Here is a 24,257-nt window from a genome sequence, read left to right on the forward strand (position 1 = left end):
TTAGTGGAGATTCTGGAACTGGCGTTAGCGGAAATTAAAGCGAAAAAGGCTGATGGGGAAGTTTGTTATACCCGGGGCGAAGAGCTTTCGGTGGAAGTGCGGGAAGGACGGGTGGAGACGGTTAAGCAGGCGGTAGAAGAAGGGGTAGGGGTACGGGTCTTTTACGAGGGAAGGCTTGGCTTTGCCTATACCACGGTAATGACTCCGGAAAAAATCAAGGAAACGGTGGAAAAAGCAGTCCAGGCGGCAAAGATTACCGATAGCGATCCTTACTTACGTTTGGCAAAACCTTCTACCTACCCAACGCCGGAGTTAACCGACCCGGAAATAACCACTGCTTCCTTGGAGGAAAAGGTTAATTTAGCACTTACCATGGAAAGAGAAGCGTTAAATTTCAGCCCCAAAATTAAGGGGATTGAAACTGCGGCCTATGATGACTACCATTATCAATGGCATTTAGCCAATACCGAAGGTTTTTTCGGAAGTTTTTCGGGAAATTATGCTTCAATTTATATTTATTTAGCTTCGGAAGATGAATCGGGCTCGGAGACCGCTTTTTCCTATAAAGTAACCCGCAAGTTTAAGGAAATAGACCCGAAAGCTGTAGGCCGGGAAGCGGCGGAAAAAGCGGTAGCCAAACTTGGGGCCGGTAAGGTTCCCTCCGGACGGTATATGGCACTTTTAGACCCGTATGTGGCCGTAAATCTTTTAGGGGTGTTAAAAGCCTCGTTCTTAGCGGAAAATGTGCAAAAAGGTAAAAGCCTTTTAAAAGGGAAACTTGGCGAAAAAGTGTTTAGCCCCGTTTTCAGCTTAATTGATGATGGTACCCTTAAAGATGGCCTGGCTACTGCACCGTTTGACGGGGAAGGGGTGCCTACCCGGAAAACCGTTTTGGTAGAAAACGGTACTGTTAAAAGCTTTCTTTATAATTTATACACCGCCGCCAAAGAAGGAGCGGTTTCAACCGGCAATGCCGTTCGCTCTTCCTTTAAAGCTTTACCGGAGCTGGGGACCACTAATTTCTACATTCCTCGGGGAGGAGTTAGCCGGGAAAGTTTATTTAAACAAACCAGCCGGGGGGTTTATATTACCGAAGTGCTCGGGATGCATACCGCAAACCCCGTTTCCGGTGATTTTTCGGTAGGAGCGACCGGCTTTTTAGTAGAAAATGGCGAAATTATCCGGCCGGTCAGGGGGATAACCATTGCCGGGAATATAAAAGATTTATTTGGAAAATTAATTGCTGTGGGCGATGACCTGCGCTTTTACGGAGCTAAAGGAAGTCCGACCCTGTTAATTGAAGAGGTGGCGGTAAGCGGAAGTTAGAGGGTTGAAACCCTCTTTTTTTTAAATTCTTTCCCGGTATAAAAATTTGTTTTTTCCTCAAAAAAAATGCATATTTATTTTTTTAAATTTTAAATTATAATAATATTAAGAAAATTTTGACGGGGTGGGAGTTTGGAACCCTTACTAAAGCTTTTTCTTTTAGCGGTGATAATGACAGCTTTTGAAGGGTTTTTTGAATTTTATGTTTTTTTTCCGGAAGGCTTAAAGCTTTTACTGCCCGTTATTCTCCTGTTTTTAATTAATTTTTTTGGAGTATATGTAGCCAGCTACTTTTTTCGCACTTTCCGGGTGATTACTTTAAAAAAAGAAGAGCAGGACCAATTAAATCCTCTCATGCTGGCCAATGAAGCTTTGCCGATTATCAAGCAGGGATTAAATGTGGAGACCGCCGGAAAAATTGCCGAAATAATTCAGCGGATTAGCGACATGGAAGCGGTAGCAATTACGGACCGGGAAAAAGTGCTGGCGTATGTGGGGGTTGGTTGTGAACGGCATAAGATAGGGGACCCTATCCGGACCTTTGCCACCAAAGAAGCCATCCGCACCGGGGAGCTTAAAATAATTGACCACAGTTTAAAATACATTTGTTCGGTAAAAGACTGCGACTGCCCCCTCCAGGCGGCGGTGGTTGTTCCTTTGAAAATTCGCGGGCAGGTGGTGGGTACAATAAAGCTTTACCAGACGAAAAAAGGCGAGATGCCGGCCCAAACCGTAAAACTTGCGATGGGGATTGCCCAGATCTTAAACCTGCAAATGGAAATAGCCGAGCTTGACCGCCAGGCGCAAATGGTGACCAAAGCCCAGTTAGAAGCGCTGCAGGCCAAGATAAATCCGCACTTTCTTTTTAATACCTTAAATACCATCATTATGTTTAACCGGACCAACCCGGAATTAGCCCGAAAGCTTCTAATTCATCTGGCAAAATTTTTCCGGCAAACTTTAAAAAAACAGGGGATGTTTGGCACGTTAAAGGAAGAGCTTGATTACGTCAATACTTATTTAGTTCTGGAAAAAGCCCGGTTTCGGCAAAAGCTTAGAATTATAAGGGATATTGACCGGGAATTACTGAATTACCAGTTTCCGGTATTAACATTACAACCACTTGTGGAAAATGCGGTTAAACACGGTATTACCCCTAAAGAATCCCAGGGTACGGTTTTAATCCGGATTAAGAGGGATGGGGAAAAAATTAACGTGGAAATAAAGGATGATGGAGTGGGAATTTCTCCCAGTATGGTTGGCCGGGTTTTGGAACCGGGATTTGGTTCGGGAAACGGGGTCGGGATGTCCAACGTTCACGAACGTTTGCTCAGTTTGTACGGCCGGGAGGCGGGCCTTAAAATAGAGTCGAAGTTAGGGGTGGGGACTACCGTGAGTTTTTCCATTCCGGCGTTAAAAGTTGAAGAAGAAGGGGAGAGGGAAAATGAAAATTAGGACGCTCATTGTGGATGATGAGTATCCTGCCCGGCAGGAACTGCGTTTTTTGTTAGCGGAGATTCCGGAAATTGAAGTGGTGGGGGAGGCGGCAACGGCCAGCGAAGCCCTTGCGTTAATCCGGGCGGTGGATTATTCTTTGTTGTTTTTGGATATTGAAATGCCGGGACTTTCCGGGCTTGAGCTGGCCAAGGAAATCAATGCCCTGCCCCATCCGCCGTATGTGGTTTTTGTTACCGCTTATGACGAGTATGCTTTAAAAGCGTTTGAAGTTAATGCGGTAGATTATTTACTAAAACCTATTGAGCCCAAAAGGCTAAAAAAAGCCGTAGAAAAGGTAAAGAAGCTAATCCAGGAAAACGGCTTACCAAAAGGGGAGGAAGTTTTTAGCGCGTACCGCACAACGGGAAGACTTGACCGCATACCGGCCGAAAAAGGCGGGAAAACGGTTTTGGTTGGGGAGCAGGAGATTATTTATGCCTATACCGAACAGGATTATGTTTACCTGAAAACCTATCAGGATAAATACTTTACCCGTTTTACCCTGAAAGAATTAGAAGGACGGTTAAATCCCACGGTGTTTTTCCGCTGTCACCGCTGTTTTATTGTCAATCTGCAAAAGGTAAAAGAGATAATACCCTTTTTTAACGGCACCTATACTTTAGTGGTGGATGATAAAGAGAAAAGCGAAGTTCCGGTAAGCAGAGCCCAGGCGAAAAAATTAAGAAAAATCCTCGGACTTTAAACCGTTAAAAGCAGAAAAAATGCTTTTTAACGTTTTTTTTTTACCTTTCACAATCAAAAACTGGATTAATAACCGTTGCCAAATTATTATATAAAAAAAAGGAAAAAGGAGGGGGCTTATGAGCGATAATTTTGAAGCGCTCTTGCAGGAAAGCCGTATTTTTGAACCGCCGGCAGAATTTAAAGAAAAAGCCAAAGTTGCGGACTTATCCCTTTATGAATGGGCCGAGCGGGATTTTTTAGGTTTCTGGGCGGATGCGGCCAAAGATATCGAGTGGTTTTTGCCCTTTGAGAAAGTATTGGATGATTCCGATGCACCATTTTACCGATGGTATACCGGTGGAAAGTTAAACGTTTCCTACAATTGCGTGGACCGGCACACCAAAAGCTTTCGCCGCAACAAAGCAGCGTTAATCTTTGAAGGCGAACCGGGGGATTCAAAAATTTTAACCTATCAGGAGTTGTACCGGGAAGTAAATAAATTTGCCAATGTTTTGAAAAAGTTGGGGGTGCAAAAGGGAGACAGGGTTACCATTTACATGCCGATGATTCCCGAAGCGGTAATTGCGATGTTAGCCTGCACCCGCATTGGTGCACCCCACAGCGTTGTGTTTGGTGGTTTTAGTTCGCAGGCGTTGAAAGACCGGATTGATGATGCCAAGGCCAAGCTTTTAATAACTGCCGACGGTGGTTACCGCCGGGGAAGTATTGTTGAATTAAAGAAAAATGCCGATGCTGCCTTAGAAGGGGAAACCACCATTGAAAAGGTGGTGGTGGTGAAAAGAACGGGGCAGGAAGTGCCCATGACCGAGGGCAGGGACTACTGGTACCACGAGTTAATGGCCGATGCGGCTCTATACTGCGAGCCGGAGCAGTGCGATGCGGAAGATATGCTTTTTATCCTTTACTCTTCCGGGACTACCGGTAAACCCAAAGGCATTCAGCATACCACCGGCGGTTATCTGGTAGGGGTCCATACCACCTTTAAATACATTTTTGATTACCGGGAAGAAGATATTTACTGGTGCACCGCCGATATAGGCTGGATTACCGGGCACAGCTACATTGTTTACGGGCCACTGTCCAACGGTGCTACCGTTGTTTTATATGAAGGTGCTCCCGACTGGCCGCAAAAAGACCGGTTCTGGGAGATTATTGAAAAATACCGGGTAAATATCCTTTATACTGCTCCGACGGCCATTCGAACCTTTATGCGCTGGGGAGAAAAGTGGCCGAAAGGACGGGATCTGTCCAGTTTACGGCTTCTGGGGACGGTGGGTGAACCGATTAACCCAGAGGCCTGGATTTGGTATCACGAACATATTGGCGGCGGCCGCTGTCCGATAGTCGATACCTGGTGGCAGACGGAAACGGGAATGATTATGATTACTCCTTTACCCGGCGTGATTCCCACCAAACCCGGTTCGGCTACCAAGCCTTTCCCCGGGGTGGAAGCGGACGTGGTCAATGATAAAGGTGAACCGGTACCTCCCGGACAGGGTGGTTATTTGGTGCTGAAAAAACCGTGGCCGGCAATGCTTCGCACTTTGTATGGCGATCCGGAACGGTATAAAAACACCTACTGGAGCAAGTTCCCGGGCTGGTATTTTACCGGTGATGGGGCGAAAAAAGATGAAGATGGCTACTTCTGGATTTTAGGACGGGTAGACGATGTCATTAACGTTTCCGGCCACCGGATAGGTACCATGGAAGTGGAAAGTGCTTTAGTGGAGCATCCTTTGGTGGCGGAAGCAGCGGTAATCGGCAAGAGCCATGAAGTAAAAGGCCAGGCGATAGCTGCTTTCGTCACCCTGAAAGAAGGGGTAGAGGGTACCCCCGAATTGGTGCAGGAGTTAAAACAGTTTGTTGCCCAGAAAATTGGTGCTCTTGCCCGGCCGGATGACATCTTCTTTACTGCTGAGCTTCCCAAGACCCGCAGTGGTAAGATTATGAGAAGATTACTCCGGGACATTGCCGAGGGTCGGGCACTAGGTGACACTACTACTTTGACCGATCCGGCGGTTATAAACAAAATAAAAGAACAGTACAAAGACGAAGGTTAATTGGCGTCAAACTTTCCGAAAACCATAAATTTTAACCACTGGGCCAGGGAGAGGCCGGTTTGTTGATAAAAGGCCAAATCCCTGGCTTTTTCCTGATCCTTTTGGGCTAAATATTCGGTGGTTAAATTAATTACTTCTTGATATAGTTCTGGTGGAACTTCAAAATATTCCTCTAACACTACCCGGGCAGCATAAACTTCTTTTTCTAAATTTTTCAGCCGCTGCAGAAGCTCAATTAAGACCAAACGTAAAAGAAAATCATCGATAGGCTTTTCCACTTCACAAAAACGTTCCAAAAGGGTTTTGTCGGATAATATTTCCCAGGGTTCCTGTTTCATTTTTTTACCTCCCGGTAAAGTATTGCCGGGAATTATTTTTTTTAGACATTTTAAGAAATAGAATCCAATACTTGAAAAATATACTTTACAAAAAATAATAAAAAATTATATAATAAATGAAAAGTTTACCAATTTTTGAAAAAGAGGAGGTGGACAATTTTGAAAAAAAGATATAAAAAAATTATTTTTTTCTTAGTTTGTTATCTCTTTTTACAAGATATTGCATTTGCTTTAACTGCTGGTTTTGATGGGATAAATAAATACAGTAGTTTACTATATCCGGATTGTACATATGGTGATAGAGCAGGTGCGTCATATGTAAATAATCTATACAACGCAATAAGTAACAAATTTACACTTGGCTTTAAATATTTAGATAATAATGCATGGGAATCAGATATTACCATAAACAGATATATGAATAATGTTGATTTCTTTTCATTTGCTGGTCATGGAAAAAATTATTCAGCATATGAAAATGCAGCTCATTTTTACGTGAAAAATGATGGCGATCAATGGCATAGTTCCTCAGAAGAAGATTATGATAACATTAATGCTCGTACAAATGAAACAAGATTTGGGCATAACAAATTAAAATGGGTAAACATGTATTGTTGTTGGTGGCTTTATGATGGAGGAAATAGCACGAAAAGACAAAATTTTTATAAAATGTTTGAAGGAGCTACCTTAATGCTTGGTTTTTCATCGGTCATGTATCTTGATAGCCGTGAAGGGACTGAATTTGGTCAAAAATTAGTAAATGGGTATACAATTAAAACGGCATTTCTTGAGGCTGCTAAAAAATATCAGCCCCAAAGAGCTGATGGTGATTCAATTGCTACTGTTATTGGTTATAAACTTGCAGCCAATGATACTATAAGTAATTATTTTGGAACATTGTTACCGAGTAACTGGTATATAAATAATCCATCGGCATATGGAGTTATTGCTCAGGTAGTCATACCGCATAATGGAATTAAAATTTAAAGGTGGTGTAAAAGTTGAAGAAAAAGTGGAATATTACTTTGATTTTATTAGCTTTTTTGGTTTTTTTTGTTTATATTCTTTTGAAAAGTGAAAGTAATTATGGAACCATTAATATACCTCAGCCAGGACAGGAGTCACCAAAAAAGATTGAGTATATTTTTGAAAATAATAACGCTCTATTTCCGGAAAATATCGAAATATATAAATTTAAAACTCCCTATTATGAAAGTTTACAACAAATAGAAAGGCTTAAAAATTATTTTAACATAAAAAATACTACCACGAAGGAAGACAAAGATAAAATACTTATTTTAAGCGAAAAAAAAGTTATTGAAATTGATAAAAATAATGGATATTTTAGCTATATAAATAACGAAAAACTGTATAATAATAAAATTTATAAGAACATACCTACTGATTCTGAAGCTATTGAAATAGCCAAAAAATTTCTAATAGAAACGAAATTATTTTCGGGAAGATTTCAAAGTGTCAGTGTAACAGCTCAAAAAGCGGAAAATGAAGCGGGCGAGACCGTGGTTATGGCTAAAGACGTTTGGTTTTATCCTGTAGTGAATGGTAGGCCTATTTATGGCATTTCAAGAATCATCGTTACTATTGGGAATAAAGGGGAAATCGAAGCAGTTTGTAAATATTATCGGGATTTTGAATTCTACAAAAAAGAAAAGCTAAAGTCACTTGAAAAGGCTGTACAAGAAATAAAAGAAGGTAGGGCATCAAGTAATATTCCTCCAGAAGCTACAAAAGCACACATTAAAAAATCTTTCCTAGGATATTGGGAAGATCCTGAACAGCAGTATTTAATTCCTGTATATGTGTTTCAAGGGGAAACAGCAATTAATAATAAAATTGAAAAATTTGATATTTTCACACCGGCTATTGAAAATGTTGAGTTAGTATTAAATAAAAATATTGATGAGGAATATTTCTCAACCCAGAAAGATTAAAATGGATAAAATGCTTTTCCCGGTAAAGTATTGCCGGGAATTATTTTTTTTAGACAATTATCTTTGACTTACGGTAAAATATTAATAAAGAGAGATTAAAAAAGTTAAGGGGTAGTTAAGGTGTACAGCTCGGGAATTGATATAGTTGATGTTTTAAGGATAAAAAAACTCCACGAGCGGTTTGGGGAGCGTTTTTTACATAAGATTTATACCAAAGGCGAGTTAGAGTATGCTTTTTCGACAAAAGAACCTTATTTGCGTTTAGCCGCCCGCTTTGCTGCTAAAGAAGCAGCGGCTAAAGCTTTAGGTACCGGGATAGGAAAGGTAAATTTTAAAGATATTGAAGTAGTTTTGGGAACGGATGGTCCTGAACTTATTTTTCATGGTTATGCGGCAAAAATTTTTCAGGAAAAAGGTTTTACGGGAAAAAGCTTAAGTTTAAGCCATGAAAAAAAGGTAGCGGTAGCAATTTGCGTGATGTGGAGGGATTAAAATGCTTCTTTTAACCGGGCGGGAGATGGCGGAGTTTGACCAGAAAGCGATTAATGAATACGGGATTCCGGGAATTGTTTTAATGGAAAATGCGGCTTTAAAGACTTTTTATAGAATTAAAGAGATTTTGGGAGATGTTAGCGGCAAAAAAATTATCATCTTAGTGGGAAAGGGAAATAACGGTGGTGATGGTCTGGCCCTTGCCCGGCACCTGGCCAATGCCGGGGCTAAAATCCGGGTGTTTTTACTGTTTAAAGATAATTTTAAAGGAGATGCTTTAATTAATTTTAATATTTTAAAGAAAATGAGTGAAAAAATCTATGAAGGGATTACCGAAAATTTAAACCTTTTAAAAATCTCCCTGATTGATGCCGATATGGTGGTGGATGCGATATACGGCACCGGTTTTCGGGGGGCGCTACCGCCGGAAATCCGGGAAGTGGTGGAGATTGTCAACCAGGCGGATGCAGTTAGGCTGGCGGTGGATATCCCTTCGGGGGTAGACGCCAGCACCGGCCAGGTCGAAGGCGTTGCCTTTCAGGCCGACTATACGGTAACCTTCGGGTTACCCAAAGTGGGGCAAATCCTTTTTCCCGGGCGAAAATACTGCGGGGAAATTTACGTGGAGGATATTTCTTTTCCGGAAAAACTAAAAAAAGAGTTTTCTGTTCGGCGCTGGCTTATTGAAGAAAAGCTAATTAAAAAAATCATAAAGCCGGTGGCAGCGGATACCCATAAAGGCCGGCAGGGTTTTACGCTGGTAGCAGGAGGGTCGCGTGCTTACTCTGGAGCTCCTCTTCTTTCTGCAAGAGGATGTTTAGCGTCCGGGGTGGGAGGGGTTTACCTGGCGGTACCGGAAGAGTTATTTGAACCTTTAGCGGGTAAGGTACCGGAAATTATTTTACGGGGAATACCGGCAGCAGCCGGGCAACTGGCGGCGGAAGGTTTTTTTATGCTCAGTGAACTTCTTTCTAAAGTAAAGGCGGCGGTTATAGGACCGGGAATGGGGGAGTTAACCGGAAGTAAAGAAGCTTATCTTAATTTTTTGGAAAGCTGTCCTTTGCCGCTGGTGATTGATGCCGACGGTTTAAATAATCTTGTTGGTTATCTGGAGGTTTTAAAAAGGCGAACGGCTCCTACGGTTTTAACTCCCCATTTGGGCGAAATGGCAAGGCTTCTTGGGCTGAGTGTTAACGAAGTAAAGGTAAAGGGTGAAGAAATTAGCAAAGAGTTTACAAAAGAATATAATGTTTACCTGGTTTTAAAAAGTGAAACCACTTTAATTGCCGCGCCAACTGGGGAAGTCTGGTACCTGGCCGGGGGCAATCCCCTTTTAGCCAAAGCCGGCAGCGGCGATGTTTTGTCTGGCTTAATTGCCGGTTTTTTAACCCAGGGTTATGGTCCGGAGGAAGCAGCGATTTTGGGGGTTTATTTTCACGGAAGAGCTGGAGAACTGGCATTAAAGGAACGGGCGGTAAACAGCTTTTTTATTTCCGATATTTTTTCTTATTTAAATGAAGTTTTCCGGGAAGTAGGGGGTAATGGTGGAAAGAAAAATATCCATATGGAAAGATAATTTTCCACGATTTATAAAGTTTTGTTTGAACTTATAACAGACTGGAAAGTTTTATTTCCAGTCTGTTATTTTTTTAGGGAATTTTCGAGGTTTTTTAACGCCAACTGATATTGGTACGAAAATTGCTTAAAATAAATATAGCATAAAAATAGCATTTGTTTTAACATAAAAAATTTGGGGGTGAATTTTGCATGATTATTGGTGTACCAAAAGAAATTAAAAATAATGAAAACCGGGTGGCGATTACTCCTGCCGGAGTTGAGGCTTTGGTTGCGGCGGGGCATAAAGTGGTGATTGAAAATAACGCCGGTCTTGGCAGCGGGATAACCAATGAAGAATACATAAAAGCTGGGGCGGAAATTCTTCCAACTGCTGCCGATGTCTTTGCTGCTGCAGATATGATTATGAAGGTAAAGGAGCCACTGCCACCGGAATACCCGTTATTTAAGGAAGGGCAAATTCTCTTTACTTATCTTCATCTCGCGCCGGAGCCGGAACTTACCCGGGCTTTAATGGAGAAAAAGGTTGTAGCTATTGCTTACGAAACCATTCAGCTTCCCAACGGCAGCCTGCCATTACTAACTCCAATGAGCGAGGTTGCCGGGCGGATGGCGGTCCAGATCGGTGCTCGTTTCCTGGAAAAGCCTCAGGGCGGTCGGGGTATGCTATTGGGGGGCGTTCCCGGAGTTCCACCGGCCGAAGTGGTGATTATTGGTGGCGGTGTCGTCGGTACCAATGCTGCTAAGATGGCTATGGGCATGGGAGCTCACGTGACCATTCTTGATAAGAGTGCCGACCGGCTTAGATACCTGGATGATATCTTTTTCGGCAAAATAACCACCATGATGTCCAACAGCTACAATATTGCCGAAGCGGTGAAAAAAGCTGACTTATTGATCGGCGCCGTCTTAATTCCGGGAGCCCGGGCGCCCAAATTGGTAACGGAAGAGATGGTTAAGACCATGAAACCCGGTTCGGTTATCGTTGACGTGGCTATTGACCAGGGTGGTTGCGTCGAAACTATTGACCGGGTAACTACCCACCAGGATCCGATTTACGTTAAACACGGAGTTGTCCATTATGCTGTAGCCAACATGCCCGGTGCCGTACCGAGAACTTCAACTTTTGCTTTAACCAACGTGACCTTGCCGTATGCTTTGGCTATTGCCAATAAAGGCTGGGAGCGGGCGGTAAGGGAAGACCGGGCTTTAGCTTTAGGCGTTAACGTTTTAGACGGAAAAGTTACCTGTAAAGCGGTAGCCGATTCTTTGGGCTTACCTTATACTCCGCTGGAAGAAATCCTCGGTTAGAGGTAAAAGGGGTGGATAATTCCACCCCTTTGCTATATCATTAACATTAAAAAAGAAAAGTTTTCTGGTAGGTGGAAAAAATGCGTCCGGTATGGGCAGAGGTTAACCTGGAAAATATTCGGCATAATTTCCGGGAAGTAAAAAGACTTGCTCGGCAGGCGGAGGCGATGCCGGTAATAAAGGCCAATGCTTACGGTCACGGAGCGGTGGAAGTGGCAAAAGCTTTAATTGCCGAGGGGGCTAAACGGTTTGCGGTGGCCATTCTTGATGAAGGAATAAAGTTGAGAGAAGCGGGGATAGATGCACCGGTTCTTATTTTGGGTTACACTCCTCCCGAAGAGGTGGAAAAGCTTTTATTTTATAACCTGACTCCTACTCTTCACCACCGGGAATTAGCTTTAGCGTATCAGGAAAGACTTGAGAGGCTTAAGAAAACCCTTTTCTATCATCTAAAAATTGATACGGGAATGGGGAGAATCGGGTTCTGGTATGAAGAACTCGAAAAGATTGAGGAAGTATTAAAATTAAAAAATTTAGAAGCGGAAGGAGTTTATACCCATTTTGCCCGGGCGGATGAGCAAGATTTAAGTTTTTCCAAGCTGCAAATAGAGAGGTTTAACATTGTGTTAAAACACTTAAAAGCCAAAGGGATTGAGGTAAAATACCGCCATGCTGCCAACAGTGCTGCAATAATGAGGCTTCCCGAAGCTCACTACGATTTGGTGCGACCGGGGATTATGCTGTACGGCGAGTATCCCTCCAGGGATGTACCCCGGGAACTTGCCCATTTAAAGCCTGCTTTAACCTTAAAAGCCAGGGTTTCTCAGGTGAAAAAAGTACCGGCAGGCTTTACGGTGAGTTACGGTAGCACGTACGTAACCTCCAAAGCTACCCTGATTGTTTCGCTGCCGTTAGGTTATGCCGATGGTTATTTTCGCCGCCTTTCCAATCGAGGGGTGGTTTTGATAAACGGCAAACGCTGGTCCATAGCCGGTCGGGTTTGCATGGATCAATTGATGGTAGCGGTGGATGAAACCGAAAGGGTAAATCCCGGGGATGAGGCTGTTCTCTTGGGAAAGCAGGGAGAAGAAACGATTACCGCTATGGAAATGGCAGACCTGGTGGGAACTATAAATTATGAAATTTTGACCAATATAAGTTACCGGGTTCCGCGAATTTATGTGTAAAATTCATTTATAAAAAATATTTATGGATTTTGAGGCTGCAAGCCTCTTTTTTTATGTATTTGAAAAAAAAAGTCGAACATGGTATAATTTTATCGAAGCACTTCTTTTTTCCTGCAAATTATCCCCTCATAAATTCTGCCACTTCAACATAAACTTTTAAGGAAGCGGTTTTCTTTAATTAGCCAGAAATAACCAATAAAAAATGGGAGGTGATAGTATTTATACAATTGCCAAGCTCCACTGGGCTTTTCCGCCAATTATCGGTGGGGTTGAGACGCACCTGACGCTTTTGTGCCCGGAATTAATCAGGCGCGGCTATAATTTACACCTTTTAACCGGTGCGGTTAATGGTGAACCCGAAGAGTTCGATTTCCACGGTATGCGGGTTCGAAGGCATAGATTTTTAGATTTAAACTCTCTTTCACCGCAAATTATTAAAGAAAACCGCAGGCAAATAAAGGATCTCCTTCACTCCTTTCTCGATGAAGTCAATCCCGAAATAATCCATCTCCATAATATGCATTATTTTAGCCCGGACCATTTGGAGTTTTTGGTGGAGTATAAAAACCACCGGAAAAAGCCTTTGGTTTTAACCGCCCATAATGTCTGGGAAGATGAACTTTGGCAGGAAATGCTTACTTTTAAAGACGAGTGGGATTACGTCATAGCGGTCAGCGATTTTATTAAAAAAGAGCTTATCCGCTTTGGTTTTGATGGTGAGAAAATTATCACCGTTCACCACGGAATTGATACCGAAAAATTTAAACCGGGTATATCGCCGGATAATCCTTATGCTAAGATGGAGTTTTTTGCCGGGAAAAAAGTTATCTTTCATCCGGCCCGGATGAGTTTTGCCAAGGGTTCCGATTATGCGGTGAAAGCCTTTGCCGAAGTGCAAAAACTATTTCCCGATACCGTCCTGGTGATGGCGGGTACCAAGAAAACGGTGGACTGGGGTGGAGTCCAGCAAAAAGAAGTACAGGAAATTATGAAGCTTGTGGAAGAATATGGTCTTTCTGATAAAGTTTACGTCCAATTTTTCAACTGGCAGGAAATTCACTGGATGTACGAAATTGCCGACATCTGCATTTATCCCAGCTCCTTTGAGGAACCCTTTGGTTTGGTAATGCTTGAAGCGATGGCTTCCGGGAAACCCATTATTGTTACCAATTCCGGGGGTATGCCGGAAGTTGTTCAGGACGGAGTAAACGGTTTTGTTATTCCCAAAAAAGATGCCAGTGCCCTTGCCCGAAAACTAATCTTACTTTTAGAGGACGACGAATTACGCCGGAGGATGGGTGAAAGCGGCCGGAAACTTGCTGAAGAGAAGTTTACGGTTAAAGTTATGACCGATAATACCGAAAAAGTTTACCAGAAGCTGTTAAAACATTAAGGGATACGGGAGTGGTGTGGATGGCGCTTGATCGGCAGTTAGACGAAGACCGGTTTCGAATTGCTCCCAAGGAATTTCAACCCCGGGTGGAAGTTTTAAAAGAAGGAGAAATGTTTTTAACCGCCCTGCCCGATGGTTCAATCTGGGAAGGTGACTTAAGCGGTCTCGGTTTATTTTACCGGGATACCCGGTTTTTAAATCGGCTATTAATGTATTTAGAGGAGTTTGAACCGTTACTTCTCTCCTCTTTAATTCGGGAAAGCCATTTTGCCCAGATTGAGCTTACCAACCGGGAGTTTCATCTGCCGGATGGGGTCTTACTGCCGCTTCAGACCATCCACTTTCGTATTACTCGAGTTTTAAAAGATGGCCTGTATCAGCGTTTGCGAATTATTAATTTTAATTCTTTTCCGGTGACAATTAATCTAACTTTTTCCGCCGGTGCAGATTACGTTGATATTTTTGAAGTCAGGGGGACAACGAGAAAAAACCGGGGGCGCTTTTTACCGGTTTGTCAGAAACGTAACGGTTTTACCTTTGCTTACGAAGGTCTTGATCATTATTATCGCTCTACTGACCTTACCTTTTATCCGGAGCCAAATCTGGTCTGGGTGGAGGGAGATAAGGGCTTTGCCCGTTTTACCTTAACTCTTGAACCTCATAAAAAGTACTTTCTTTATCTACAAATTATTCCCTGCATTGCCCAAAAGATTGAGTGCGAAGACGATATATACGTCAAAAAAGAAATGAGCGTTGGGTTTTCCAAAGCGGCAATAAATCTCAATAAGGATTACCTCAACTGGCAGCGTCAGTGTACGAAAATAGAAACCAATAATGAAATAATAAACCAGATGATAAACCAGGCGGTAACGGATTTGCGGGCGTTAATTTCCGAATACCCGGAAAGCGGAAAAATTATCGAAGCGGGGATTCCCTGGTTTGCCGCTCCCTTTGGCCGGGATTCTTTAATTACTTCCTGGCAGACGCTTATTTTAAATCCGGAAATTGCCAAAAATACGCTCAGGTTTTTAGCCCATTATCAGGGCAAGGTCCATGACCCCTGGCGGGAAGAACAGCCGGGGAAAATTTTACATGAAATCCGGCGGGGAGAAATGGCGTTAAATCATGAGGTGCCCCATACTCCTTACTACGGGACCGTTGATGCAACTCTCTGGTTTATCATTCTTTTGGGCGAGGTGTTTCGCTGGACCCATGATGAAAAGCTTTTGCAGGATTTAGCGGAACCTTTGAAAAAAGCTCTGTACTGGTGTGAAAACTACGGAGATATGGACGGCGATGGTTTTATAGAATATTTGCGGCAGTCGGAAAGCGGCCTTTTAAACCAGGGGTGGAAGGATTCCTGGGATGGAGTTATTGACCGGGATGGCTCCTTACCGGAAGGACCTATAGCACTGGTAGAAGTGCAGGCTTATTATTATTTGGCGTTACTCCGGGGTAGTGAACTATTACAATTTTTAGGAGAAATTGAAGAAGCGTTGAGGCTACGCCGCAAAGCTTTAAAACTTCAAGCCAAATTTATCAAGGCGTTCTGGATTGATGACGAAGATTTTCTCGGTTTTGCTTTAGATGGAAAAAAGAGGCTTATTAAAACCACCGTATCAAACCCGGGCCATGCGTTATTTACCGGAATTCTGCCGACAAAGTTAGCCCACAAAGTTGCGGAAAGATTGTTTCGCCAGGACATGTATTCCGGCTGGGGTATCCGGACCATGAGTGCCAAGGAGAAACCTTATAACCCCATGAGTTACCATAACGGTTCGGTCTGGCCCCATGATAACTCCATCATTGCCCGGGGGTTAAAGGAGATTGGCCAGGAATTTTTGTTGGAAAAGCTTGTGACCGATTTGGTGGAAGCAGCCAGGTTCTTTAATTACTATCGCTGGCCGGAATTATTTTGCGGGTTTACCCGCCGGGCCAACGGCGGTCCGGTCCGGTATCCGATAGCCTGCGACCCGCAGGCCTGGGCGGTGGGAAGCGTATTTATTTTGCTGCAAAGCATTCTCGGTATATTTTGCGATGGCGGTGATATCAGGATAGTAAGACCAAATTTACCCGGCTGGCTAAGCGAAGTGTATTTAGAAAACCTCAGGGTTGGAAACGGTACCGTTGATTTAGAGTTTAGCCGGAGCCGGGGTAAAACTTACTGTAACGTTGTGAAAAGGGAGGGAGAGGTGAAAGTCTTGATTGAACCGTAGGAGGTGGATAGATGAGAGGTAATCTTTTGGTGGTATCTAACCGGGGACCCTTTACCATTGAAGAAAATAACGGTAGTTTAAAATACCGTCCGGCGGTAAGTGGACTTGTATCGGCGGTCCTTCCCGCCGTAAAAAAAATCGGAGGAACCTGGTTAGCCTGGGCAGGGAGAATTGCGGAGAAGCCTGCGGAAGTTCAGGCGGTAATTAAAGACGAGTTTCAATTTGTGGAAATCCTCCTATCCAGGGAAGAAGTAGAGGGGTATTATGAAGGTTATGCCAACGGAGTGCTCTGGCCGCTCTGCCACCTGATGCCGGAAAAAGTTAGGATGTACGAAGAAAATTACCGAATTTACCGGGAAGTTAACCAGAAATTTGCCCAAAAGGCTGCTACCTTATTAAGAACCGGGACGCTTTTATGGATTCATGACTACCACTTAGCTTTAATGCCCCACTTTATTCGCCAAAAAAATCCCTGGCAGCGAATTGCCTTTTTCTGGCATATACCCTTTCCGCCGGTAGAACTGTTTACCATTCAGCCCTGGGCGGAAGAAATTTTACGCGGCCTTTTAGGTGCGGATATCATTGGTTTTCATATTGATGACTACCGGGAAAACTTTTTACGGGCGGTGGAGCGGGTATTAAAGCTTCCGGTAAATTACGAGTGGGGTACCGTTTATTATAATGGACGAGAAGTCCTGGTCAAGGCGGTGCCGATTGGTATTGAAACTAAAAACTTCCAAAAGGAAGTGCCTGAAATTACTGAAATTGAGCAAGAAATCGCAGGATTGAAAATCTTTCTGGGAGTCGAAAGATTGGATTATACCAAAGGTTTAAAAGAAAAAATCCAGGGGTTTGCCCGTTTTTTGGAGAAAAATCCCGAGTATCGGGGTAAAGTTAAGCTTTTACAGGTGGCGGTACCGACCCGGGAAAATATTGACCAATACCAAACTTATGCCCGGGAGGTTTTGGCCGAAGCCGCTAAGGTAAATGAACGTTTTGGCGATAACCACTGGCAGCCCATAAAGATTTTAAAGCGAAATTATAGCCAGGAAGAACTTATCTATTTATACCGCATTGCCGATGCGCTTGTTATTACTTCCCTGGAAGATGGGCTTAACTTGGTGGCTAAAGAATATATTGCTTCCAGAAAAGAGCCGGGAGTGCTTATTTTAAGTAAACGGACGGGAGTTGCCCGGCAACTTAATGCTGCTCTTTTGGTCAATCCCTACTCGCCGGAAGAAATTGCTCTAAAAATGAAAGAAGCCATAGAAATGCCGGATACCCTCAAGAAAAAGAGTTTTTCTTTATTAAAGGAACAGGTTATCTTAAAAAACAATGAATGGTGGCTGGAAAATTTCCTGGGAAAAGAACTACGGTTGATGGATACAGGTTTTGGCAAATACTACCGCAAACGGGGTGAAAAGAAAGTTGGAGCTATTGACTAAGCTTTCTGGCCGAAAAATACTGCTCATGACCGATTTTGACGGAACGATAGCGGCTTACAGAAAAGACCCGCGCAAGGTAAGTTTAGCCAAAGATATGGTGGCAATCCTGCAGAAATTTACCCGGCAGCCAAATCTTAAATTAGCGGTGGTTTCCGGACGGGGGCTTCAGGATTTAGAAAAAATGGTAAATATCCGGGGAATTATTTTAGCCGGCTGTTTTGGAGGAGTATTTCGGGATGAACAGGGAAAAGTTCATACCTGGGAAAAGGCCCCCGACTATTTTGGACCGGTGGAGGAGTTAGCGGAATTTTTTTCCCGTTCTCCCGTTTTTAAAGGAGTTTATATTGAAAAAAAAGAAATTGCCTTAACTTTACATTACAAAGATTTGGGAGTAAAGAAACGGCGGGAGGTTTTAAAGGTAATTGAAGAAGCCCGGGAAAAAAACCCTATCTTTAACTTCCACGTGGGAGATAAAGGAACCGAAATTATCCCGCAGGGATTGGGCAAAGGATGGTTTATTCAGGAAATGTTAAAAAAATACCCGGACTTTTATCCGGTGTTTTTAGGGAATGACTGGGTAGACCTTGAGGGAATTGAAGTTTTAAGGGGGCAGGGTTTAGCATTTTACGTAGGGGATACCCCGCCCCCGGGAAGTCACGGGCTTTCGGGGTTAAAAGAGGTGAAAAAGCTTTTTAAGAAGCTTTTGGCAGTAAACCAAGCCGCTTTAAATGCATCTTAATGCCGATGATTTCCCACATCCGTACCCAGGGGTCAATTTTTTGAAACTTTAAAGGATAAAAAATTGAATTATCGGCTATTTCTTCGATGGTATATCCCTTTTGCCACAATGTTTTAATTTTTTCTTCCCGCAGGGCGATTATCTCTAAAAAACGGTTTAACCCGGGTAAAAAGTTTTTCTTTTCCACCATTCCTTTTTCGTGCCCCGTTATGTAGTATTTGACATCAACTTCCCGTAAAATTTTGGAAGACCTGATAAACTGGTCGATATCACCGTCGGGAGCCATATAAAAGGGGCCAAAGGAAGTTAAATCGTAATCCCCGGTGTAAATTATCCCGAGGTCCGGGAAATAGGGAAAAACATAGCCAGGGGTGTGGCCGGGAGCTTTAAGAAAAATGGTTTTAATTCCGACAATTTTAATTTCTTCTGAAGTTGGATACGCTTCTTTGGTTTTTTCGATAACCGTTACAATATCTGGACGATTGTACGGCGAAAGGGAAGGACTTTTAAAACCCTTTTTTATTTCTTGAGCCCACCAGTTCGGGTAATCTTTGCCGAAATAATGTCCGGTTCCAAGACGCCGAGCGAATTCCCTTAAATCCGAAAGGGCCGGTAAGTCTTCCGCATTTATAAAAACGGCCGTGGTTTTTGGAAAAAAATTAATACCCCAGACGTGGTCGTAGTGATAATGGGTTAAATAGATTTCCTGCACAGATAGATTTTTAAGAATATTTCCTGCGCCGGGATCGATTAAGGCCTGTCTTCCGTTACCTTCGAGAAGCAGGCTGGTGCAGTAGGGAAAACGGCTATTGTTTTCTCCGGGAATAATTTTAAGTGGTCCCCAATCTTCCATTTTTCTCCCCCCTCTTCTTTACTATCTTAACAGAAAAGAATTAATCCGGCTATGCCGGATCAGGGAGTAGAGGGTGATATTTTTATTATCATTGACAGGAAAAATGGCAAAATTACCGAATTCTTAAAGTAGTAAATAAAATATGGAGGTTATTAAGAAAAGGTGCAGGGAGTAAGGCAGATAAACAAAAAAATTTTGGGCTTGTTTCTTTTTATGACTTTCCTTTTTATGCAGCCTTTGGCAATAAAGCAAAGCAGGCTTTCCTGGATGAGCTGTGGGGCGAGCGGAAGTATAATGTACCGTATTTAACCATTGCCCAAACCCGCAAGAAATACTAACCGTTTAGCGGTTGTTTTTGGCGTTTTAACGTTAAATTCATGCCACTTAAAGTTTTGTCATTCCGTAACCTCCAATTACATGTGTAAAATAATGTAAGAAAAGGAGGGAGCGGGATGACTCCTCGGGAAATCGAAGATGTTTTTTACGAAAGTCCGGAAGTTTTAGATGTGGCTGTAGTAGGGATAAATGAGCCTTTAGCTACCGAAAATGCTGTGGCTTTTGTGGTGTTAAAAGATAAAGCTAAAATTGAAACTTTGTTTGAGCTGTGTAAAACAAAACTTCCCCCCCGGTATATCCCCAAAAAAATTATTCCGGTAGATTTTATTCCCAAGACCAAAACCGGAAAGGTAATTTTTAGCGAACTAAAAGAAATGGCATTATGAAAAAACGCGGCTTTTAGCCGCGTTTTTTATCTTACCCTGACCGCACCAGCATAACAGCTGGCATAATAACCTTCCCTTAAGGAGGAGATAATTACCCGGTCTTTGCCGGAACTGGCATGGATAAACTGTCCGTCTCCTATATAAATTCCCACGTGATTGATAACCGATGAGCCCTGAGTTTTAAAGAAAACTAAATCTCCCGGAGAAAGTTCGCTTTTATCAATCTTTTTGCCCACTTCATACTGGGCGAGGGAATTGTGCGGAAGGTTGATGCCTACCTGGCGGTAAACAAAAGCGGTAAAACCGGAACAGTCAAAGGCCGAACCGGAACTTGCCCCCCACTGATAGGGGGTGCCGAGATAACTCAGTGCGATTTTTACCACATCTCCCCGCCCTTCACCCCGGGAAACTTTTTTAGTCGTTCGGGCTTTCGGGCGGGGGGAATTGCGGGAGGTGGTTTTCTTAACCAGGAGTTTTTGCCCGATACTCAGTTTTTCGGATTTTAAATTGTTTAAACGCTTAAGCTCATCTACCGTTAGGTTAAACTTTTTAGCAATATCCCAGAGGGTATCGCCGGCTTTAACTATGTAAACCGAACTACCGCTGCTGGAGCGGGAAACTGCCGTAGCTGTTGACTTTCCGGGAATCACTAATTTTTGGCCGGGCTTTAAAGCTTCCGATTTTAAGTTATTGGCTTTTTTAATCGCTTCAACGGTAGTGTTGTACCGCCGAGCAAGTAACCAGAGATTGTCGCCGCTTTTCACGGTAATAGTTGTTGCCCAAGCCGATGATTGCAGTAAGAAAACCGATAAAGTTAAAGTTGCAAGGGATTTTTTCAGGTTCATGGCCACACTCCTTAAAAGTTATTAAAAACGCACCTAAAACTGATTATTCTACAAAAAAGCCAAAAATCCTGCATAAAATGACCAAAAATTAAAAAAGGAATTTTACGAGGTTTGGTTGTATAATAAGTAAGACGACAAATAAATTCTGGCGGGGGGTTTTGTGGTGAAATTAACAGAAAATGCTCTAAAAGTTTTGGAAGCAAGGTATTTGGCGCGCAATGAGAAGGGGGAGGTAATTGAAACCCCGGAAGAAATGTTTTGGCGGGTGGCTCGGGCGATAGCGCAGGCGGAAAAAAATTATGCGGAAAATGATGAAGAAGAAATTGCCCGAGAATTTTATAATTTTATGACCGCGCTTGACTTTTTGCCCAATACGCCGACCCTGGTTAATGCCGGCCGACCATTAGGACAGCTTTCGGCCTGTTTTGTTTTACCGGTGGGCGATTCGATGGAAGAAATCTTTGATGCGGTAAAGTATTCTGCTTTAATTCATAAAAGTGGCGGAGGTACCGGTTTTAGCTTTTCCCGCCTTAGGGCCAAAGGGGCCCGGGTTCGCTCTACCGGTGGTATTGCCAGCGGTCCGGTAAGTTTTATGAAAGTATTTAATGCCGCCACCGAAGCGGTCAAACAGGGGGGCGTTCGGCGCGGGGCAAACATGGGGGTGCTCCGGTGCGACCACCCAGATATCCTGGAATTTATTACTGCCAAAGAAGACAACAGGGATATTACGAATTTCAACATAAGCGTCGCGCTGACCGATAAGTTCATGAAAGCATTGGAAGAAGATGGAGAATACGAGTTAATTGAACCTTCTACTGGAGAAGTAGTGGGTAGACTTCGGGCCCGGGAAGTTTTTGAAAGAATAGCGAGAAATGCCTGGAAAAATGGCGAGCCGGGGGTTATTTTTATTGACCGGATTAACGCGGCAAATGTCGTTCCGGAGCTGGGGGAAATTGAATCAACCAATCCCTGCGTAACCGGAGATACCCTTGTCTTTACCGATAAAGGGTTAATTGAAGCAAGAAAGTTAGAAGTGGGAATGAAAGTTTGGAGCGGTGATGGCTGGAACGAAATTAAAGAAGTAATTAACAATGGCGTGAAACCGGTTTTAAAACTTAAACTGAAAACCGGGTTGGAAATTAAAGTAACCGAAGAACATAAAATTTTTACCGGTGAGGGCTGGAAAGAAGCCAAGGATCTAAAAGTAGGCGATAAACTTTATTTACCGGTTTCTTATCCTGAACTGGATTTCCCGGTAAAAGAAGAAAATGATTTTTATGAGTTTTTAGGGTATTTCCTGGGAGATGGTTCGTTAAGCGTTTCCAATCATGTTAGTTTACATGTGGGAAATGATAAGGAATTAGCTTTATACTTCAAAGAAAAGGTAGAGAAGTATGCTGGTGCAGCTTATTTAATTGAAAGAGACGGGCAATATATCATCGATGTCCATCGAAAAGAGTTTGCGGAAAAGATAAAGAAAATTTTTGGTATAGAAATCACCGACAGCAAAGAAAAAGATATTCCCTCTTCCTTGCTTGCGGTTAATAGCGAAGCTATGAAAGCTCTTTTACGAGGTCTCTTTTCTGCCGATGGCTCGGTTTATGATGCTAACGGTTCGATTACTGTTGCCCTGTCGTCTACCTCTTATCCGTTATTAAGAAAGGTTCAGATTTTACTGTTATCCCTTGGAATTCCATCTACCCTTACCGGTGAAAAAGACCAGGACGTAAAAATAATTAAGGGCAATGAGTACGAAACGCTACCGACTTACCGGTTAATTATTTCCGGAGAACGGGCTTCGTTATTTTTTAACAAGATTGGCCTAATTGGGGAAAAGAAAAAGAAATTTTTAGAATTAATGGCTGGGAAAACGACCTACTCGACATTAAATAATCATCTCTACCAGGAGATAGTAAGCATCGAACCTGCGGGGGAGGAAGAAGTATTTGATATAACTGCCCCACCAAAATATACCTGGATCACCAATGGCATATTGAGCTTAGACTGCGGCGAGCAACCTTTACTGCCCTACGAATCCTGCAACCTGGGTTCTATTAACCTTGCCAATATGGTAAAAGACGGAGAGATTGACTGGGAACATTTGGAAAAAACTGTGAAACTGGCGGTACGTTTCCTGGATAATGTTATTGATGTTAACCATTACCCCTTACCGGAAATTGAAAAGATGACCAAAAAGACCCGGAAAATTGGTCTTGGCGTGATGGGTTTTGCCGATATGTTAATTAAATTAAACATTCCCTACGATTCGGAAGAAGCCCTGAATTTAGCCGATAAAGTGATGGAGTTTATTAATAAAAAGTCCAAGGAAGCTTCGGCAGAACTCGCCCGGGTTCGGGGTACTTTCCCCGCCTGGAAAAAGAGTGTCTGGGCTAAAAAAGGATTAAAACTTAGAAATGCTACTACCACTACGATTGCTCCTACCGGGTCGATAAGTATAATAGCCGGGGTATCGTCGGGAATAGAACCGGTTTTTGCCCTGGCGTTTAAACGCCATATTTTGGACCGAAAGGACATTGTGGAAGTGCATCGCCTGTTTGAACAGCACGCCAGGGAAAACGGCTATTACAGTGAAAAGCTCATGAATGAGGTGGCCAAAACCGGGCGGATTACCGGTATTGCCGGGGTTCCGGAAGAGGCAAAGAGACTTTTCGTTACTGCCTTGGATATTGCCCCGGAATGGCACGTTAAAATGCAGGCGGTATTCCAGAAACATACCGATAATGCCGTATCCAAAACGATAAACATGCCCAATTCCGCTACGGTGGAGGACGTTAAGGAAAGTTACCTTTTAGCGTATAAGCTGGGGTGCAAGGGGCTTACCGTCTACCGGGATGGCAGTCGCGAGGAGCAGGTGTTAAATGCCGGCCTTAACGAAACTAAAAAAGACGAGAAGCCCGAAGAGTTAAAAACTTATAAAGTTGTACCCCGGCCGCGACCAACGGTTACGTACGGAATAACCGAAAAAGTTAAAATTGGCTGTGGCAACTTATACATTACCGTTAACCGGGATGAACAGGGAATTTGTGAGGTGTTCACCAACCTCGGACGGGCCGGAGGATGTCCTTCCCAGTCGGAAGCAACCAGCCGCCTGGTTTCGTTGGCGTTGCGCTCGGGAATTGATGTTACCGAGATAATCGGGCAGTTAAAAGGTATAAGGTGTCATTCAACCTTAAGGCAGATGGGTAACGGTAAGGACATCAAAGTTTTGTCCTGTCCCGACGCTATTGGAAAGGCCATGGAAAAGGTTTTAAAGGATGCTTACGGTTTTAAAGGTAAGATAGAAGTAGATGCACCGCCGGTGGTGATCAGTAACGAGGGGGATGTTTACATTCCCGAAGACGACGGCGAAAGGAAAAATGGCTACTGTCCCGAATGCCACAGCAAATTAGAACATGAAGGCGGCTGCGTAGTTTGTCGCAATTGCGGTTATTCCAAATGCGGTTAAAAAGCCTTGCAGCTTTTGCTGCAGGGCTTTTTCCTTTTTTGCATTTTTTGAGGTTGATATGTCCAAATTAATAGGTGAAGCTGAAATGTTTGGTTATGGCAAAAAACCAGTGTAAAACATTAATAAAAAAGTTTG

At 43.1% G+C, this 24,257-nt stretch carries 19 protein-coding genes; 16 read left to right on the top strand and 3 right to left on the bottom strand.

The window, feature by feature from the left end; translation table 11 throughout:
• Positions 1–3: 3 nt before the first annotated feature.
• The 4 genes from CHY_RS02940 (at position 4) to acs (ending at position 5,588) form a co-directional block, all read left to right on the top strand.
• Positions 4–1,326, top strand: a complete 1,323-nt coding sequence (locus CHY_RS02940; RefSeq protein ID WP_049752055.1) for a TldD/PmbA family protein — start codon at positions 4–6, stop codon at positions 1,324–1,326.
• Positions 1,327–1,458: 132 nt separating this feature from the next.
• On the top strand, positions 1,459–2,781 hold the full coding sequence (locus CHY_RS02945) for a histidine kinase (RefSeq protein ID WP_226986720.1): 1,323 nt from the start codon (positions 1,459–1,461) through the stop codon (positions 2,779–2,781).
• The gene (locus CHY_RS02950; protein ID WP_011343589.1) at positions 2,771–3,526 is read left to right on the top strand and encodes a LytR/AlgR family response regulator transcription factor; all 756 of its coding nucleotides are present in this window, start codon (positions 2,771–2,773) and stop codon (positions 3,524–3,526) included. Before CHY_RS02945 ends, CHY_RS02950 begins: the two co-directional genes overlap by 11 nt.
• Positions 3,527–3,644: 118 nt before the next feature.
• Positions 3,645–5,588: an acetate--CoA ligase gene (gene acs / locus CHY_RS02955; protein ID WP_011343590.1), complete on the top strand. Its 1,944-nt coding sequence runs from the start codon at positions 3,645–3,647 to the stop codon at positions 5,586–5,588.
• On the opposite strand, the gene CHY_RS02960 is transcribed toward acs, so the two are convergent.
• A complete protein-coding gene (locus CHY_RS02960; protein ID WP_011343591.1) occupies positions 5,585–5,926 on the bottom strand; it encodes a hypothetical protein in 342 nt (113 codons plus the stop codon). The two genes, acs and CHY_RS02960, sit on opposite strands and share 4 nt — an antisense overlap.
• A 159-nt stretch (positions 5,927–6,085) precedes the next feature.
• On the opposite strand from CHY_RS02960, the gene CHY_RS02965 reads away from it, so the two are divergent.
• The 10 genes from CHY_RS02965 to otsB all read left to right on the top strand — a co-directional run bounded on the left by CHY_RS02965 (position 6,086) and on the right by otsB (position 18,236).
• On the top strand, positions 6,086–6,913 hold the full coding sequence (locus CHY_RS02965; protein ID WP_011343592.1) for a DUF6345 domain-containing protein: 828 nt from the start codon (positions 6,086–6,088) through the stop codon (positions 6,911–6,913).
• A gap of 14 nt (positions 6,914–6,927) precedes the next feature.
• Entirely contained in the window at positions 6,928–7,878 is a 951-nt protein-coding gene (locus tag CHY_RS02970) for a hypothetical protein (protein ID WP_041537626.1), read from the top strand.
• Positions 7,879–7,998: 120 nt separating this feature from the next.
• The gene (gene acpS / locus CHY_RS02975) at positions 7,999–8,370 is read left to right on the top strand and encodes a holo-ACP synthase (protein ID WP_011343595.1); all 372 of its coding nucleotides are present in this window, start codon (positions 7,999–8,001) and stop codon (positions 8,368–8,370) included.
• Position 8,371: 1 nt separating this feature from the next.
• On the top strand, positions 8,372–9,946 hold the full coding sequence (locus tag CHY_RS02980; RefSeq protein WP_011343596.1) for a bifunctional ADP-dependent NAD(P)H-hydrate dehydratase/NAD(P)H-hydrate epimerase: 1,575 nt from the start codon (positions 8,372–8,374) through the stop codon (positions 9,944–9,946).
• 191 nt (positions 9,947–10,137) lie between these two features.
• Complete coding sequence (gene ald, locus CHY_RS02985) at positions 10,138–11,256, top strand: alanine dehydrogenase (RefSeq protein WP_011343597.1); 1,119 nt, start codon at positions 10,138–10,140, stop codon at positions 11,254–11,256.
• A gap of 80 nt (positions 11,257–11,336) precedes the next feature.
• On the top strand, positions 11,337–12,443 hold the full coding sequence (alr, locus tag CHY_RS02990) for an alanine racemase (protein WP_011343598.1): 1,107 nt from the start codon (positions 11,337–11,339) through the stop codon (positions 12,441–12,443).
• A 202-nt stretch (positions 12,444–12,645) separates the two neighbouring features.
• On the top strand, positions 12,646–13,836 hold the full coding sequence (locus CHY_RS02995; protein WP_011343599.1) for a glycosyltransferase family 4 protein: 1,191 nt from the start codon (positions 12,646–12,648) through the stop codon (positions 13,834–13,836).
• 20 nt (positions 13,837–13,856) lie between these two features.
• Positions 13,857–16,052, top strand: a complete 2,196-nt coding sequence (locus tag CHY_RS03000) for an amylo-alpha-1,6-glucosidase (RefSeq protein ID WP_011343600.1) — start codon at positions 13,857–13,859, stop codon at positions 16,050–16,052.
• 11 nt (positions 16,053–16,063) lie between these two features.
• Positions 16,064–17,497 (top strand): alpha,alpha-trehalose-phosphate synthase (UDP-forming), encoded by a 1,434-nt coding sequence (locus tag CHY_RS03005; RefSeq protein WP_011343601.1) that lies wholly within the window; start codon positions 16,064–16,066, stop codon positions 17,495–17,497.
• Positions 17,481–18,236: a trehalose-phosphatase gene (otsB, locus tag CHY_RS03010; RefSeq protein WP_162485048.1), complete on the top strand. Its 756-nt coding sequence runs from the start codon at positions 17,481–17,483 to the stop codon at positions 18,234–18,236. Before CHY_RS03005 ends, otsB begins: the two co-directional genes overlap by 17 nt.
• Here otsB and CHY_RS12625 read toward each other — a convergent pair.
• The gene (locus CHY_RS12625; RefSeq protein ID WP_011343603.1) at positions 18,190–19,089 is read right to left on the bottom strand and encodes an MBL fold metallo-hydrolase; all 900 of its coding nucleotides are present in this window, start codon (positions 19,087–19,089) and stop codon (positions 18,190–18,192) included. The genes otsB and CHY_RS12625 overlap by 47 nt on opposite strands.
• 452 nt (positions 19,090–19,541) lie before the next feature.
• On the opposite strand from CHY_RS12625, the gene CHY_RS03020 reads away from it, so the two are divergent.
• Positions 19,542–19,811: a long-chain-fatty-acid--CoA ligase truncation gene (locus tag CHY_RS03020; protein ID WP_011343604.1), complete on the top strand. Its 270-nt coding sequence runs from the start codon at positions 19,542–19,544 to the stop codon at positions 19,809–19,811.
• A gap of 26 nt (positions 19,812–19,837) precedes the next feature.
• Here the strand turns inward: CHY_RS03020 and CHY_RS03025 are convergent, their stop codons facing one another.
• Positions 19,838–20,656 carry a C40 family peptidase gene (locus tag CHY_RS03025; RefSeq protein ID WP_049752056.1) on the bottom strand — a complete coding sequence of 273 codons (819 nt, stop codon included), beginning with the start codon at positions 20,654–20,656 and terminating at the stop codon, positions 19,838–19,840.
• Between the two features lie 160 nt (positions 20,657–20,816).
• Here CHY_RS03025 and CHY_RS03030 point away from each other — a divergent pair, with 160 nt between their 5' ends.
• Positions 20,817–24,122 (top strand): adenosylcobalamin-dependent ribonucleoside-diphosphate reductase, encoded by a 3,306-nt coding sequence (locus CHY_RS03030; RefSeq protein WP_011343607.1) that lies wholly within the window; start codon positions 20,817–20,819, stop codon positions 24,120–24,122.
• Positions 24,123–24,257: the final 135 nt, after the last annotated feature.

Origin of the sequence: Carboxydothermus hydrogenoformans Z-2901, assembly GCF_000012865.1 — a bacterium.
In the GTDB taxonomy this organism is placed as follows: domain Bacteria; phylum Bacillota; class Z-2901; order Carboxydothermales; family Carboxydothermaceae; genus Carboxydothermus; species Carboxydothermus hydrogenoformans.